Below are 16,266 nucleotides of genomic sequence, written 5' to 3'. Positions count from 1 at the left end.
GTTTTTCATGATAGCAGAAGATGAATGAAGAAATCTGCTGAAATATACGAATTTCCGGCCTTTTTATGAACGCTAAGTCATTTTATTTATGAAAGATATGTCGCTTTCGAATAAATAGAGATGCCCTGATGTTGTTATGCACGTAATTGAACACGATGGGACGGGTGAGGCTGATAGTGCTTTTGAAGACGCACTAAAAAACTCAGCAATTTACCGGGGGTGGCAGAATTTAATGCCATTTTTGAAAGATGTCCCAAACATCCATGCATTTAGAAACAAGCCGAAACACAAAAATGATGTTACATTAGTTGATGCAGAAATTGTGCAATGTGGCGGGCATCTTCCAAAAGGTCAAATACTCTACCGTGGAGGCAATTTTCAAACCTTTGATACTATAATAAACGATGGCCCAATATCCACATCTATGATGCCAAGTGTAGCGCGCTGGCATGCCATAAAGGTCTCTGGAGAAATAGCAATATTTGAAGTGGCTGAGGATAATAAAATTCGCGCTTTCGCCTTCAAAACAAGAGGGAATCAGAAGTTAAAGCACGAATACGAAGTGCTGCTTCAAAACAACATTCGCCTTGAATACGAGGAATCAAGAAGTCATCACAACATGAATATTCTCATGTTCAAGATATATGCCAATGTCTAACCCAGCATTCGAGAGGGACTGGCCGATATACATTTGTTTTTCGGCCTGTGGTTATTTGAAACTTTCGGGACTCCGGCCAAGTTCTGGCGGCCATCCCCTCAATTTGAACATTAAACCGCAACGGAAGCTATACATGATTTCTCACCCAATAACGACAACTTCATCCTTCGGCCCATCATCCCCAGGAACCGGATTCCGTTTCGCCCACCGCTCCGGATGCTTCCGCTCCAGATACCACGCCGACGCAAACCAGTTCTTAGCAGAAGCCGTCTTGATATTCTTCAAGTGAAACCCTCATCCCGAAAGCTTTCGGGACTCAGCTCGCTCGACAGCCAGATACAGATCCCGGTACAATCCGCTCCTCTCCCGTTCGCCCCGCTTCAGCCAGTTCAACAGCGTCTTCCGGTCGATCCCCGCAAGCTTGCACGCAACCTCCCGGTAATGCCAATCCTCCAGGGCTGAGCGTATCGCCGTTATCTTATCCTCCGAAATCTTCGCCGCCGGCATCACATCTCCATCTTTTTATAAGCGGAAATGGGGAAATACAACAAGAATTATCAATACCACACCGCTCATCATCATTATCTTTGCTTATCTTTCGTAATCTTTTCCTATCTTTATCATAAAAAATAGATATATTTATCTATTATTGCCAATATATACTATTTCAACAACATATGGCCATTACAGGACAATACAGGGAAGAAGCTCTCCGGCTTCGTGAAGAGGTCAAAAAGAAATTCAATACTCAGGTAGCCCTCTGCAAAGCCATCGGAACCAGCGACGCAACCTACCTCAGCGCATACGTCAGCGGCAAAAACCGAATCGGCAACATCCTGCGCGAAAGACTCGAAGCAGTCGGCATCGACGTCGGTTATGTGCTCTATGGAAAACGCGGACACTCTCCCGTCCCTGCCGGACCCGATCCCGAAGTCATGGCCAAACTGCACGAATGCACCGAAAAACTCCGTGCCCTCCAGAACACCGTCATCGACCTCCAGAAAGAACTGCTCGACATCAACAGAATGCTCGAAGACATCACCAGCAAACTCAATCCGGCATCCACTACAACACCTGCCGGATAATGACAAATCACCGGGCTATCAACGAGCTTCGAAATTGGTGAAACACTTTCAACGGTATACTCACCTCGAGCCCGGTGAAACGATTTATGCGCTATTTGAAATGGATTGCCCCTTTTGGGAATGGGTCGCTGTGTTGTGAGAAAATCGAATGGCGGACAGGAATGTCCGCCCCCCTTTAAATCGGGTTCTCACCCCTCCCTTAATGCAAAAACCCCGCTGGTGCGGGGTTTGTTGCGGAGAGGGAGGGATTCGAACCCTCGGTAGCTCTTTACGAACTACGTCGGTTTAGCAAACCGGTGCCTTCAGCCGCTCGGCCACCTCTCCTGAAGTATTTTTACGCGGAGGATGAGGGACTCGAACCCCCATGGGCGTGAACCCGGCAGTTTTCAAGACTGCTGCCTTACCAATTAGGCTAATCCTCCAATGTATTAAAAAGAACAGGTTCGAAAGATAGCGAATCGCAGATAAAATGCCAGAGAAAAATTTTAAAGGTCTCGCTTCGCTCGCCGTCGAAACGGCTTTGCCGTTTTCGAACCCGGTCGAGGGCTCTCACCCTCCCTCTCTTTGCCTTTCTCCGACTTTCCACTCAGTACTCAGCACTCAGTACTTGACTCTGGTCTTCTGCGGAGAGGGAGGGATTGATTCGGGCTTTCGCCCTCACCCCTTCGGGGCGGACTCGCTTTCGCTCGCCGTCCAAATAGCCTTCGGCTATTTGTCGAACCCCCTCGAGGGTTCTCACCCTCCCTCTCACCTGCCTTTCTCTGGTCTTTCACTCAGCTCTCGGCACTCAGTACTCGTCACTGATTTTACTGGCGGAGAGGGAGGGATTCGAACCCTCGAGGGCTGTAACACCCTACCCGCTTTCCAGGCGAGCGCACTAGACCAACTATGCGACCTCTCCGTAATAAAAGGCCTGTAATTTACACTCTCTTTTGATTTTTCAAAAAAACTATCTGCAGAAATATTTCTCTGGCGACGGTTGTATACTTCTGGCGGTCTATACTTCCGATACGCGCTTAACAGCGATTAACATTACCATAGTCCAAGCACTTTTCGTAAATTGGCGAATTCTATTTCGGAGTAATTTAAAACTGCCCGACGATGACGAAAATCCTGTATGAAGCACTCACGTTCGACGATGTCCTGCTCATCCCCGCTTATTCAAACGTACTTCCCAAGGAGACCCGGGTCGCCACCCGCCTCACAAAATCGATAGAGCTGAGAATACCGCTCGTCAGCGCGGCGATGGATACGGTAACTGAGGCGCGGCTTGCGATCGCCCTTGCCCGTTCCGGCGGCATCGGCATCATCCACAAAAACCTCTCCATTGTGGATCAGGCCCGTGAAGTGGCAAAGGTGAAACGCTACGAAAGCGGAATCATCCGCGATCCCTTCACCCTATACGAAAACGCCACCATGCAGGATGCGCTCGACCTCATGCTTCGCCATTCGATCTCCGGAATTCCGGTCATCGAAAGACCTGCTTACGAAGGTGACCGGTCAAAGAAGCTGAAAGGTATCGTGACCAACCGCGACCTTCGCATCAAGCCTTCGCTTGACGCAAAGATTTCAACGATCATGACCAGCAGAAACCTTATCACGGCAGCGGAAGATGTCGATCTTGAAACGGCCGAACAGATTCTTCTGAAAAACAAGATTGAAAAGCTTCTGATCGTCGATAGCGACAACAACCTGAAAGGACTCATCACGTTCAAGGATATACAGACACGAAAACAGTTCCCCGATGCCTGCAAGGACAGCCACGGGCACCTGCGGGTCGGCGCGGCGGTCGGCATCCGTGAAAACACTCTTGCGCGCGTAAAAGCGCTTGTGAACGCCGGCGTTGACGTCGTGGCGGTCGATACCGCTCACGGCCACAGCCAGGCGGTCATCGATACGGTGAAAACCATCAAAAACGCATACCCTTCCCTCCAGGTCATCGCCGGCAACGTCGCAACGCCCGAGGCTGTTCGCGATCTTGTTGCCGCGGGTGCGGACTGTGTGAAAGTCGGTATCGGTCCTGGCAGCATCTGCACTACCCGAATTGTCGCCGGCGTCGGAATGCCGCAGCTCACGGCCATCATCAATTGCGCCGAAGAGGCGTCCAAAACCGGAACGCCTATCATAGCCGACGGGGGAATCAAATACAGCGGAGATATCGCAAAAGCGATCGCTGCAGGTGCTGATGCCGTGATGATGGGCAGCATTTTCGCCGGTACCGACGAGAGTCCGGGCGAAACCATCCTGTATGAAGGCCGCAAGTTCAAGGCATACCGCGGCATGGGCTCTCTTGGCGCGATGTCCGAACCGGAAGGCAGCAGCGACCGCTACTTTCAGGACGCATCGAGCGAATCGAAAAAATATGTACCTGAAGGCATCGAGGGTCGTATTCCGTCTAAAGGCAGACTCGATGAAGTGGTATACCAGCTTATAGGAGGACTGAAATCCGCAATGGGCTATTGCGGTTCAGGCTCAATCGACGACCTGAAAACGAAAACGCAGTTCGTGCGTATCACTTCCGCAGGCCTGCGCGAAAGCCATCCTCACGACGTCAAGATCACCAAGGAGGCTCCTAACTACTCAACAGCGATGTAGCGGGAAAGAACAATTTCAGGGGGAAGCTGTCTCATTTGCCGAGAGCGCAATATTACCCACAAAATCAACCTGCCATGCCGGGAGCGCAGCGATTCATAGTGTTTGCCTGTCTTTTCGTCCTGTTTCTCGGAGGATGCGCCGGAAAACAGGACTCAGGCCTGACTGAAAAGCAGATCGAAAAACTTGTTCTTGCCTCAAGGCCGAACAGCACTTCACCGGAGATCTGGGCGAAGGCGATAAAAGAGAGTCTCGAGGAACTGGATCAGCCTGTCGACAAGGAACATGTCAGCGCCGTAGTGGCGGTCATATCACAGGTGAGCGGTTTTTCAATCTCACAAAAAAACCCGAAGATGGCCTCTATCCTGCGAAAACAGATAGAGACGGCAAAGTCGAACGAAGTATTGCGCTTTGTTATCGAAACCAGACTGGATCAGAAGGCATCCAACGGCAGGACATTCGAGGATAACATCGACGCAATTGAAAGCGAACTTGATTTCGAGCGCTGGTATGAGGAGTTCACTTCCGCGAAACTGACAAAACCGATTCTTCTTGTGCTCAACAAGGATGCAAGCGACATTGTCACAACGATCGGTTCCATGCAGGTTTCCGTCAGGTTTGCGGAGGAATATCCCAGGAAACCCCGGAACGCTGGAATGAAAAGCGTACGCGAGACACTTTACACTCATAAAGGCGGCGTGTTCTATGGAACGGCTTATCTGCTTGACTTCAAGCACGACTACGATGACTGGAAATATGTCTTCGCTGATTTCAACGCTGGCCATTACACATGCAGAAACGCCGGTTTCCAGAAAATGCTGGCGAGACTGACTCATAAATCTGTCGTCCTGGACGGCGACCTTATCAACTATGAAAGCGGAGATATCGCCTCGTCGGTCACCTATGGCACCTTCATCGATCTCCTGAAGAAAAAAGAGGTGGTGTTCGACGAAAACCGGATCAGAAAGGATTTTTCGAAGGAAAAAAGCCATGAATTCGAGAACACCTGGTCTTATAAAACGCTGTCTGAACTTCACAGAAAACAATTCAGACGTACGATCTATGCGGTTTTACCGGATATTCCGCTGAACAGCCCGAAATTCGCAAGCAGCAACCTTTCCACCAAGTGGTTCGCACAGCGTGTAAAGTCACGATTCAACCACTGCATGCGCACGAGAATCTGAGGTACAGGTCTGCGGGTGCAGGTGCGGTGTAAAAACCAAGGGCGGACACTCTCAGGTCCGCCCGTCATCACTCATCACTCGTCGTCGGTCATGCCTTCGAGCCTGTCTTCCAGATCGGCGTAAATCTCCTGAAGTTCGTCGATCATGTTCTGATCGGCCTTCCACATTCCCCTGCCGTGCGCTTCAAGCATGCGGCCAACGATATTCTTGATAGCCTGGGGATTAAGTGTCGCAAGCCGTTCGCGCATGTCGGCATCGAGCGCGTAGGTCTCTGCCGTCTTTTTGTAAACCCAGTCGTCCACGCTCTTGGTCACGGCGTCCCATCCAAGCATGTAGGTAACGCGGTTGCTTATTTCCGTCGCGCCGCTGTGGCCGTGCTTGAGCATGCCCTCGAACCATTTCGGATTGAGCAGCTTCGAACGATACTCAACCCGAAGCGACTTCTCGGCATCGTCTACCTTGATATCTGAGGTGAAAGACTCAACATAGTTGAGCTTCACGTCGCTCACTCTCGTATTGCGACGTCTTGCGGCAAGCTGAAGCGATCCTGAGGACGAGAAGTAATGATCGATATCGGAAATGCCGAACTCGGTGGAATCGACCTGGTGCACCACGCGGTCTACGGAGCCGAGAAGGCTTTTGAGAATTTCGGTCTCCTTCTCTCCCTTCCGACCGCCGCCGTAGGCGCTGCTGTTTCGACGAATAAAGAGATCGTCGAGATCGCCTTCCGACTCCCAGGCGGAATCCTCGATCATATCGTCAACGTAGGTTCCGTATGCTCCCGGCGCCTGGGTGAATTGACGGGCCGTGGCGCTGTCGAACTCGACGCCGGATGCGAGAGCCTCTTCGACATGTTTTTTCACGAAGTTCATCTCATATGGTTCGTCCGCTTTCGCGGCGTCCTTCACGAGGCGGTCAAGCTGGTCCATGAGAATGCCGAACGCATCGCGGAAGATCGGACTGAGCTGCATGAGCACGTCGATCCTGGGCCTGCCGAGTTTTTCGAGCGGCACGAGGCTGTAGTGGCTTATCTTGCCTGAACCGTCGTATGATGGTTCTCCGCCGAGAAGTCTGATGACCACCGCTACCGCCTCGCCCTTGGTTTTGATGGTATCAAGACCCCAGAGCACCTGCGCGACGGTTTCAGGATAGTTTCCGTCGTTCTCGTCGAGATGCTTTCTGACGATGCTGTCGGCGATAAGCGTACCGCGCTTGAACGCAAGTTCCGACGGGATTCTCCACGGATCGATGGAGTGGATGTTCCTTCCGGAAGGAAGAACGTTGATGCCGTCGCGAACCAGATCTCCACCGGGACCGGAAGGAATGTAGCGGCCTGAAAGCACCTTCATGAGCGACTCCATCTCGCCTGTATTGTCGCGAAGAGCGTAAAGAAGCTGAGCTCCCTCGCTGGTAAGCCGTTCGATAAGCGGCAAATATTCTGCCGATAACTGGGTACCGCCTGTTATCGATGCAAACGATGACGAAGCGCTCTTACGGTCGAAGAGCACCTGCTGCACGAAATCGCGGCAGGCCTGCTCTACCCATTCGCGCAGGCGGATCGCCTCTTCGTCGCCTTTGCGGGAACGGCCGGTCAATTCCTCGTAGCTCCCATAGTGCCCGTTCCTGCCCGAAGAGGTCATGAGAACGTAGGGCAGGGTTTTTCCGTCCTCTCCCCTGTTCTTGAGGGTTTCGGTTATGGTGATGATCTGCGATTCGAGCGGACTCGCTTCGCCGAACACGTGCAGGGAGTTGGAAATCAACCTGTTCTCGAGTTCGGAAATGTAGATGTAAAGCCTGCTGACGTAGTCGCCGAAGCCTTCCCCTTCGCGGCGCGGACAGTCGTCGGTGAGGTTTAGCAACTCGGCCTTCTGCATGATTGCCTCTTCCATACCCAATCCGTCAGAATTGCCGTCGGATAAGAGCGCGAGATTGCGTTCTCGGAAATCAGTAAGCAGATCCTTCAGAGCCGGAAGCTCCTTGTAGAGGCCGGCGCGGGAAAGCGGCGGCACCACGTGCGAGACCATGGTAGCCAGACCCCTGCGTTTGGCTATAGATGATTCGCTGGGGTTGTTGACCGGATAGATATAGATATGCGGCACCTCGCCGAGCAAAGCATCCGGCCAGCAGTCGCCTGTAAGGCCGGTCTGCAGACCGGGCATCCACTCCGCAGAACCGTGCATACCAACATGCACCATGGCATGTGCCTGGAACTCTCGGCTGATCCACCGGTAGAATGCGATATACTGGTGGTGCGGCGTGTTGGCCTTGTCGAACAGAAGACGCATGGGATCGCCCTGTACGCCTATTCTCGGCTGTACGCCGATAAAGATGTTGCCGAATTTTATGCCGCCGACAAACAACTCTTCGGTGCCGATGGGCACGATTTCGCCGGGAAATCCCTGCCAGCGTTCCTCTATGCGTTCACGCTCGCGAACAGAGGTCAGCTCCTTGAATTTTTCGTAATTGACCTTCAGCGCATCCGCACGCTGCTGCTGGATCTGATAGTCGGTCGCACGGTCAAGCGCATGGAAAAGCGCATCGGGGCTTTCCGGAAGCTGACCGACATTATATCCCTCCTTTTTCAGGCGCTGCAGCACGGCAAAAAGCGTCCGCGGCACATCGAGCAGCGCGGCGCTCGCTTTCTTGCCGAGACCGGGAGGATAGTCGTAGACAACAAAGGCGAGCTTCTTTTCACGGTTTGCGGCATCGCGCAACCGGAGCCACTGCTTCACCAGCAGTGCGAGCCTTTCGAGTCGTTCCGGCACCGTCTCGACCTTGCCGTCCTTCAGCGCGCCGAGAATGACCGGGCAGATCGCGCCGTCCATTTCAGGAATGGAGTAAGTGAAGGTAATCTGCATAGGTGAAACGCCGTAATCCTGCCAGGATTCGAACTCCTGAGTCAGAAGCGGCTGGGCGACGATATAGGGCGCATCGAGCTTCGACATGATTTCCTGGCGGGCGTCAGAGGCAGTACCTGGCTTGGTGGAACCCGCAGGGCCTCCGACAAGACCGAACCCCATCATGTTCAGGAGCAGATCAAGATTTTCCCTGAGAAGCCAGTCACGAACCAGCACATGCCCTTCAACGCCCATCACGAAAGCAGGATAGACATTGATGCCATTCTTTTCGAGCACACGGATCGTATTGTCGATATATGTTTTTTCCTGAATCAGATGCTTACGGAAAAACAGAACGCCTATTTTCCGGCCTTTATCGAGGTTGATGCCGCGCTTCTTCGACCAGCTCTTGAAACTCTTGACATCCTTGAAATAGGACGGTGCGTCCGGATGGTAAAGGCCCATATTCGGCACATCGACAATGGCTCCGACCTTCACCGGTTCGTTATAGTACTCCCGGAGGATAAGGCGGAACATGTTGGCGATGTTTTCGGGAGTCGGTTGCATCCAGTAGGAATATACCGTCAGCCAGTTCTTGAAATCCTTCGCCTTGCTCGGAACGAGCGGAAGAATGGTGCGCATGATCTTCATCAGCTTCATGTAACCATACAAAGCATCCTCGTCGCGTCCCTTAACCAGCATTTTGGCAACTTTCTTCACCATATCAGGCATACCGGCTTTTCCGTCTCCAACGACATAATTTCCGACTTTCGTGAGCGACATGGCTTCAGGCATCGACTCGAAAACGAAAACCGTTTTATCGGGCCTTCCATGTTCGAGCTGCAGCTTGAACCAGTCTACCTGCTCCTTGAACTGGATCATGCTCATGAAAATGCAATCCGCATCCTGAATAGCCGTAGCCGCTTCAGGCGTCTGTTTTTCAAGATCGATATCGCTCAGTTGAGTGAGTTCGGCTTCGTTATCGAGAAGCCCTTTGATTTTTTTCCAGAGGCCGGCATTGTACTGCTCAAGCCCTACGATAGCGGCAATTTTGCGGCGAGTTGACATGATGTGACTGATAGGTGAGCATTAGACGAAAAATCCTTTTTCCCGGTGATACCTGTGCATCTAATGTAATTCGAAGGCAATTCATTCCTTATTGCCTCCTGTATACGCAAGATACACAGGAGGCAGAAGAAATACTAAAAACTGAGAGCGGCTTCGACAATCTGTTCCGCCTTGGCATTGGGGAGGTAAAAGTAACGGCCTCCGAGTTTCTGGGCAAGTTTGGGAGCCTCGCCCCTCGAAAGGTAGTTCATCTGGGTATCGACGACGATAGCTGCGATTCCGTCGGCGCAAATGGACCCGGAAAGCGCCTCGATCTCTTTTTCAAGATCCTCCTTGGAGGGCTTCGCCGCATCAGGATCGAAAGCAGCCTGCAGACCGATATTTCCTCGCCCGTCGGTAATAAGCACGAACATGATCTGCGATATGCCTTTCGTACGCGCCTGCTTGGCGGTTTCCCAGCCAAGGTAGAGCGCCGATGCAAGCGGAGTTCCGCCTCCCGTGGGAAGCACGTCGAGCTCGCGCTTGGCCCGGTCCACGCTCTGCGAAGGAGGCAGCAGCACCTGGGCCTGTTTGCCGCGGAACGAGATGAGCGAAACCTGGTCGCGATGCACATAGGCGTTCTGCAGAAGGCTGGCCACTGCTCCTTTGGCCTGACGCATGCGGTTCAACGCCATGGAACCGGATGCATCCACCATAAAGATGAACAGCGTGCCGGACTTGTCTCGGAATCGTTTGATTTTGACATCGTCCTTGCTGATGATGAGTGCGGTTTTCGGACGACCTGCCATTTTCTTGTCACGACGACGGGTCTCCTGCCACGGCGCGGCTGAGATCAGCGTGGGAATAAGCGCAACCTTGCCGCTCTTCATCTCTCCGGGCTGGGCACGTACGAACCGGCCGCGCCGGTTATTGAGCGCTTCACCGCGGCTTCCGGACTTGGCTTTCTTCTTGGAAGCAAGAGAGATATTGAGAATATTGTCGGGTAATTCGGTTTCGATGGCGTCCATCATGAGCTCCTCGATCATATCGGGCGTATCCTTCTGCTCCTCGTCGGCATCGGCATCGGAATCGGGAGTGTCGGCCGGAGCCTCTTCGTCCTCGGCTTCGGGTTCTTCCTGGGGCGGGGGCTCCTCCTGGGGAGACATCTCGTCGGCTTCCGCCTCTCGCTCGGGCATGCGGGTAGCACGGGGAATCAGAATAAGCTTGATGGCAAGCTTCATATCTTCTTCTTCCACATCGGTTCGCTGTGCAAGCGCGGCGCTTGCAAGCGCGGCCCGAACCGTGAAGATATCGACGCGATTACCCTCGACGCCGAGGCTGAGCGCGGTCTGGATAAGCGCCTGCACCTGCTCGCTCGTAATGGAAACATGCCGGAGCTGTTCCCGCGCAGCCCCGATAAGACCCCGGAGCATTCTCAGTTCGTCCTCGGTATCCTCACTGTTCCGGGTGCCAATTACGATCGAGACAATTTTCTTGCGGGCACGGTAATCGTTCTGCGCGGTAAATGGCACGATAATGCCGATCCTGTCGAGCAGCCCCATACGCACTTCGCCGTCGGTGGGATCGTAAGTGCCTACCAGCATGAACTTTGCAGGATGCACTTCGCTGAGCCCCTCCCGCTCCACAAGCACCTCGCCGCGCGACATGGCATCCATGATGTGCGATACGGCGGAACTGTCGAGCAGGCTGAGAGAATCCACGTAGAGCACTCCCCCGTGCGCCTTTGTCAGCACGCCGTGCTGTACTACGCGCACGCCGCTGGCAAGCGTCGCTTCGAGATCGACGCCGCCGATCAGGCGGTCTTCGGTGACGTTTAGCGGAAGCTCCACGAACGGAGTTCCTTCAGGAAGAATATCGGCGAACGCTCTGGCAAGGGTTGATTTTCCGGAACCTACCGCCGAAGGGATAACCACCCCTCCGAGAGCCGGATCGACGGCCAGCAGCATGAGAGCCTGCTTGGCCAGATCCATTCCAACTATATCGGTAAAAGCTATCATTATACTGCTTCTGCTTCTCCAAGGACTTTAGCGATTTCACGATCGATTTTTTCACCGGCGTCAAGAGTTTCAAGCGGATCCTTGCGCAGGCGATGACGAAGGCAGAGGCCGGCAATGTCTCTTACATGCTTCATGGTCACTTCCTTGTCGCCCATAAATGCGGCATGAGCATGAGCGGTACGGGTAATGGTAAGTTCTCCGCGGTGACCGTCGATGCCAAGGTTCATGCAAAGCCGGGCGATATCGGTCAGAACACTGTCATCCATGGTTACCTGGGGAAGCAGTTCCTTGGCCTGTTCGATCTTCTTCTGAAGCTTCTGCTGTTCGCGGCTGTATTTTTTCATAAAAGCGTCCGGATCCTCATCGAACTCGCGACGACGCTTGACGATATCGACACGCTTGGCTACATCGAGAATGGTGATGATGCGGGCATGCAGACCGAAACGATCGAGCAGCTGCGGGCGAAGTTCGCCCTCTTCAGGGTTGCCTGAACCGACCAGCACGAAACGGGCAGGATGGCGGATACTGATACCTTCGCGCTCGACGACGTTCTTGCCGCTCGCGGCCACGTCGAGCAGCACGTCGACAAGATGGTCGTCAAGCAGGTTCACTTCGTCGATATAGAGGAAGCCGCGATTAGCCTGCGCGAGCAGACCTGGCTCGAAAGCTTTTATTCCGCTGGTGAGCGCCTGCTCGATATCGATGGTTCCGCAGACGCGGTCTTCGGTAGCGCCGAGCGGGAGATCGACGACCGGCACCGGGATCTTTTCGGTCTTGAGGGTAGCCGGATCTATACTCTTTGCCCCTTTTTTCATGTCTTCGTACTCGACATACTGCTCCGGAGTACGGTTGTATATATCATCCTTCACCCTGTCGATGAACGGCAGCACTTCTGCGAGGGCTCTGACGGTGGTACTTTTTCCGGTACCCCTGTGGCCCATGACCAGCACGCCGCCGATCCTCGGATCAATGATGTTGAGGATCAGACTGAGCTTCATCTCCTCCTGACCGACAATAGCGGTAAAAGGAAATGCAAGGCCTGACTTTTTCTTGCCAGCAGGCTTTGCAGCTTTTTTCGGTTCCTGGGTTGCCGGCACATCCGAACCTGTTTTCGCCTTGGCTGCGGGACGTTTCTTTGCAGCTGTTTCAGTCTGAGTCATAATTGATCTTTTGGTTGTTACTTTGTCCCCTGAATGGTGAACTTGTTCAGAGGCAAAGGTTTACTGTTTTTTTTTGAGCTCAAATAATGAACTCTGAATTTATGCTTTTAACGAGACAATAGAAAATAGTTCTCGAAGTTCGACAAGCTTTTTACCAGTCCTTGTCAATCGGCGTCTAACCGATGCAGGAACGGGTTATCCGAGGGCGTTTTCCGCCGCTTCGCGGATAGTTTCAGAGAGTGTAGGATGCGCATGAACCATATGCGCCATATCTTCCGCCTTTGCGTCAAGATGGCGGGCGAGACCGATCTCGCCGACAAGCTCCACCGCCCCGTGGCCGACGAGAGATGCGCCGAGAAGCCGGTGATCGTCCGCATTGAAAACCAGCTTTACCAGCCCGTCGAGACTGCCGTAGGCGTTTGCCTTTCCGGAAGCTGCGAACATCGACCGGCCGACAATAACCCGGTATCCTGCGGATTTCGCCTTTGCCTCGGTAAATCCGACGCTTGCCACAGAGGGTTCGGCATAGACGCATGCCGGTATTTTGGTCTCGTCTACCGGAAAAAGGGATTTTCCGGTAATGGCGCCCACAGCTACGGCGGCTTCGGCCGAAGCCTTATGCGCAAGCAACATGCCGCCGCGCACATCGCCTACAGCATAGATATGCCCCGCCGCTGTCCGGCACTGGTTATCGGTCACAATAAAGCCCCGGACAACATCCACGCCGACCTCCTCGAGTCCCAGTCCTTCGGAATTGCCAGTCACCCCGACAGCAACGAGCAGACAATCGGCAGATATCGCCAGAGGGTCCTGACCATCCCTTGAAATTACTGCACTTACCCCATCAGCATCGCTTACAACCCGTTCGAGCTTCGATGAGGTATGAATCGATATGCCGGCCTTTTCGAAGGAACGGCGGAGCGCTTCGGATATCTCGCCATCCTCGAGAGGAAGAATCTGCGGCATCATTTCGACAATTGCGACCTGCGTGCCGGCTTTGGCGAAAAACCAGGCCATCTCGATGCCGATAGCGCCCCCGCCAAGAACCAGCATCGAACGGGGCGCTTCTTTCATGGAAAGCGCCTCCCGACTCGTGATGATGCGCCTGCCGTCAGGCACAAGGCCGGGCAGCTCCCTGAAGCGGCCTCCGGTGGCGACAATAATATTCTCAGCGCTGAACCTGCCGGTTTCTTCGCCATCGCGGGAGACGACAATTCCGTGAGAATCGACGAAACGGGCTTCCCCCTGCCGATACTCGACACCGGCTTTCCTGAGCATGAACTCTATGCTTTTCGACATCTTGAGCACCACATTCCGGCTGCGTTTGACCGCCTGGGCAATATCGAAGCAAGGATTATCGGCCAACACGCCATATGCGGCTCCCTTCGACAGATCATCGAACATACCGGCGCTGCGCAGCAATGCCTTTGTAGGTATACACCCCCAGTTCACGCACACTCCGCCAGGAGCCCCTTTTTCGACAATCGTCACTTTCAAGCCGCTTCGCGCAGCCCTGAGAGCAGCTTCATAGCCCCCCGGACCGGAGCCGATAACGGCGACATCGACATCGTACATTCTCTTCTCCCCGTATTCCCTCATAAAAAGAAATCGTCTGGTTTTGTTATACTGCATGCGGAGATCTGATGCCGGATGCAGCCAAGTTTTACAAAATGCAAAATCACACACTAAAAAACCAATCCGCCGAACCCCAAGCCGAGTCGCCCGAACCAAAAAAACTTATTCTGCAGGTCAGCAAAGTGCAGATTCCGATGCGAATAGACCGGTACCTGACCCAGCAGGTTGAAAACGCCACACGAAACAAGGTTCAGGAAGCGATAGAAGATGGCAGGGTACTGGTAAACGGCAAACAGGTAAAATCGAATTACCGGATAAAATCGTGCGACTCCATACAGATCACCTTCCTGCGTCCACCCGCTCCCGAACTTGCTCCCGAAGATATTCCCATAAACATCGTCTATGAGGATGACGACCTCATGGTGATCAACAAAGCGCCCGGCATGGTGGTACATCCCGCATTCGGCAACTGGACAGGCACACTGGCCAACGCCATTCTGCACCATATCGGAAAGGACGCGGAAACGCTGGACTCGTCGGAACTCCGGCCCGGCATCGTGCACCGACTCGACAAGGACACCTCCGGACTCATCATTATCGCCAGAAATCCGACGGCTCTCCACCGGCTTGCCCGGCAGTTTGCCCAGAGGCAGGTCGAAAAGATCTATAAGGCAATCGTGTGGGGTGTTCCCGATCCCGGAACCGGCACCATACGCACCAACATAGGCCGCTCGAAAAAGAACCGCAAGGTGATGGCGAACTTCCCTTTCGAAGGGGCTGAGGGAAAACATGCCGTTACCGACTATGCCGTCGAAGAGAACCTGCACTGGCTCTCGGTGGTCTCGCTTACGCTGCATACCGGACGAACACACCAGATCAGAGCTCATATGCAGCATATCGGCAACCCGATTCTCGGCGACGAAACTTACGGCGGCGCGGCAATCAGAACACTCTCATTCAGTAAAAGCGAACAGTTCGTAAAAAACCTGCTCGAACTCATGCCCCGGCAGGCTCTTCATGCCGAAACCCTAAGCTTTCACCAGCCATCGACCCGCGAAAAACTGACCTTCACCGCCCCGCTCCCCGACGATATGCAACAAGCTCTCGATAAAATCCGACAGCAGCTGAAAGCAATGCAGGCATAAAGCACTCTCCCCCGTCCACGTCAGACAATCTTCCACCCCCGTCACCATTTTTTCCGCATGAATCCGGAGGAAATAATCGTCAGACCAGTTAGACAAGGATGAATACAAAGCAACCCGAACGATAACCGCAAAGAGGAGATCTATCATGAAAAAAACGCTCTGGATTGCCGCAGGCATAGCCGGTATGCTTATCGGAAATCCCGCACATGATGCAAAAGCTGACGTCAATGTGCATATAGGCATCGGCGGCAGACCGACATTATCGATTGACGTCTGGCCAAGCTTCATCTATGTTCCCGACCTCGGTTTTTCCGTATCGGTCGGAAGCGATTGGGACATTCTCTCCTACAATAACTATTATTACGCCTACCGTGACGGATACTGGTTCCGATCCTCACACCGGCGGGGACCATGGATCATAGTGCATTACGACCATCTTCCATACAAGATCCGCAGACACAACTGGGCGCAGATCCGTCAATACCGCGACTTCGAATATCGCCGACATCACGACAGCTACTGGTTCGATCGCAACCAACGTCTGGATTTACTGTATATCCCTGCTCTCGGATTTTCTGTTTCCATAGGAAGCCCCTGGGATATTCTCTATTATGATAATTATTACTATGCCTATCGTGACGGATACTGGTACCGTTCATCGAACTACCGCGGCCCCTGGAGAATCCATAATCATAACCGGCTGCCGTCTAAAATCCGCAGGCACGACTGGGGAGACATACGAAAGTATCGCGACTTCGAATACCGCCGCCATTACGACAAACGTTTTGATGACCGCAGATTCGACGAAAAGAAAAGGTTCGATGGTACCAGGAAATTCGATGATGACCGCAAGTTCGACGGTGTCAGAAAACTCGACGATGACCGCAAGTTCGACGGTGTCAGAAAATTCGACGATGACCGCAAGTTCGACGGTGTCAGAAAACTCGACGATGACCGCAAGTTCG

General features: G+C 53.2%; 11 protein-coding genes and 3 tRNA genes. 6 read left to right on the top strand and 8 right to left on the bottom strand.

Annotated elements, in window-relative coordinates; translation table 11 throughout:
• Window positions 1-136: 136 nt before the first annotated feature.
• Window positions 137-658, top strand: a complete 522-nt coding sequence (locus K4305_RS10985; protein ID WP_331562490.1) for a hypothetical protein — start codon at window positions 137-139, stop codon at window positions 656-658.
• A 294-nt stretch (window positions 659-952) separates the two neighbouring features.
• On the opposite strand, the gene K4305_RS10980 is transcribed toward K4305_RS10985, so the two are convergent.
• On the bottom strand, window positions 953-1,165 hold the full coding sequence (locus K4305_RS10980) for a hypothetical protein (RefSeq protein WP_331562489.1): 213 nt from the start codon (window positions 1,163-1,165) through the stop codon (window positions 953-955).
• A gap of 170 nt (window positions 1,166-1,335) precedes the next feature.
• Here K4305_RS10980 and K4305_RS10975 point away from each other — a divergent pair, with 170 nt between their 5' ends.
• Complete coding sequence (locus K4305_RS10975; RefSeq protein WP_331562488.1) at window positions 1,336-1,743, top strand: transcriptional regulator; 408 nt, start codon at window positions 1,336-1,338, stop codon at window positions 1,741-1,743.
• A 234-nt stretch (window positions 1,744-1,977) separates the two neighbouring features.
• Here the strand turns inward: K4305_RS10975 and K4305_RS10970 are convergent.
• The 3 genes from K4305_RS10970 to K4305_RS10960 all read right to left on the bottom strand — a co-directional run bounded on the left by K4305_RS10970 (window position 1,978) and on the right by K4305_RS10960 (window position 2,644).
• Window positions 1,978-2,067: transfer RNA gene (locus K4305_RS10970), tRNA-Ser, on the bottom strand.
• Window positions 2,068-2,082: 15 nt separating this feature from the next.
• Window positions 2,083-2,165 (bottom strand) — tRNA-Ser (locus K4305_RS10965).
• 388 nt (window positions 2,166-2,553) lie between these two features.
• Window positions 2,554-2,644: transfer RNA gene (locus K4305_RS10960), tRNA-Ser, on the bottom strand.
• 200 nt (window positions 2,645-2,844) lie between these two features.
• Between K4305_RS10960 and guaB the strand changes: the two genes are divergently transcribed.
• Both guaB and K4305_RS10950 read left to right on the top strand, forming a co-directional pair.
• Window positions 2,845-4,338 (top strand): IMP dehydrogenase, encoded by a 1,494-nt coding sequence (guaB, locus tag K4305_RS10955; RefSeq protein ID WP_331562487.1) that lies wholly within the window; start codon window positions 2,845-2,847, stop codon window positions 4,336-4,338.
• Between the two features lie 74 nt (window positions 4,339-4,412).
• Window positions 4,413-5,519 carry a DUF1615 family protein gene (locus K4305_RS10950; RefSeq protein ID WP_331562485.1) on the top strand — a complete coding sequence of 369 codons (1,107 nt, stop codon included), beginning with the start codon at window positions 4,413-4,415 and terminating at the stop codon, window positions 5,517-5,519.
• A 74-nt stretch (window positions 5,520-5,593) separates the two neighbouring features.
• Here K4305_RS10950 and bchH read toward each other — a convergent pair whose 3' ends face one another.
• From bchH to lpdA, 4 genes are all read right to left on the bottom strand, one after another.
• The gene (gene bchH / locus K4305_RS10945; RefSeq protein WP_331562484.1) at window positions 5,594-9,424 is read right to left on the bottom strand and encodes a magnesium chelatase subunit H; all 3,831 of its coding nucleotides are present in this window, start codon (window positions 9,422-9,424) and stop codon (window positions 5,594-5,596) included.
• 134 nt (window positions 9,425-9,558) lie between these two features.
• Window positions 9,559-11,421 carry a magnesium chelatase ATPase subunit D gene (bchD, locus tag K4305_RS10940; RefSeq protein WP_331562483.1) on the bottom strand — a complete coding sequence of 621 codons (1,863 nt, stop codon included), beginning with the start codon at window positions 11,419-11,421 and terminating at the stop codon, window positions 9,559-9,561.
• Window positions 11,421-12,581: a magnesium chelatase ATPase subunit I gene (bchI, locus tag K4305_RS10935; protein ID WP_331562482.1), complete on the bottom strand. Its 1,161-nt coding sequence runs from the start codon at window positions 12,579-12,581 to the stop codon at window positions 11,421-11,423. Before bchI ends, bchD begins: the two co-directional genes overlap by 1 nt.
• Window positions 12,582-12,776: 195 nt before the next feature.
• The gene (lpdA, locus tag K4305_RS10930; RefSeq protein ID WP_331562491.1) at window positions 12,777-14,180 is read right to left on the bottom strand and encodes a dihydrolipoyl dehydrogenase; all 1,404 of its coding nucleotides are present in this window, start codon (window positions 14,178-14,180) and stop codon (window positions 12,777-12,779) included.
• 71 nt (window positions 14,181-14,251) lie between these two features.
• Between lpdA and K4305_RS10925 the strand changes: the two genes are divergently transcribed.
• Both K4305_RS10925 and K4305_RS10920 read left to right on the top strand, forming a co-directional pair.
• Window positions 14,252-15,301: an RluA family pseudouridine synthase gene (locus tag K4305_RS10925; protein WP_331562481.1), complete on the top strand. Its 1,050-nt coding sequence runs from the start codon at window positions 14,252-14,254 to the stop codon at window positions 15,299-15,301.
• A 145-nt stretch (window positions 15,302-15,446) separates the two neighbouring features.
• Window positions 15,447-16,266, top strand: an 820-nt coding sequence (locus K4305_RS10920; protein ID WP_331562480.1) for a hypothetical protein, incomplete at its 3' end; no start/stop codon positions are given.

This window comes from Chlorobium sp., from assembly GCF_036528655.1.
Lineage (GTDB): Bacteria > Bacteroidota > Chlorobiia > Chlorobiales > Chlorobiaceae > Chlorobium.
Note: the sequence above shows the minus strand (reverse complement) of the source record. Positions and strands in the feature narration are given on the sequence as shown.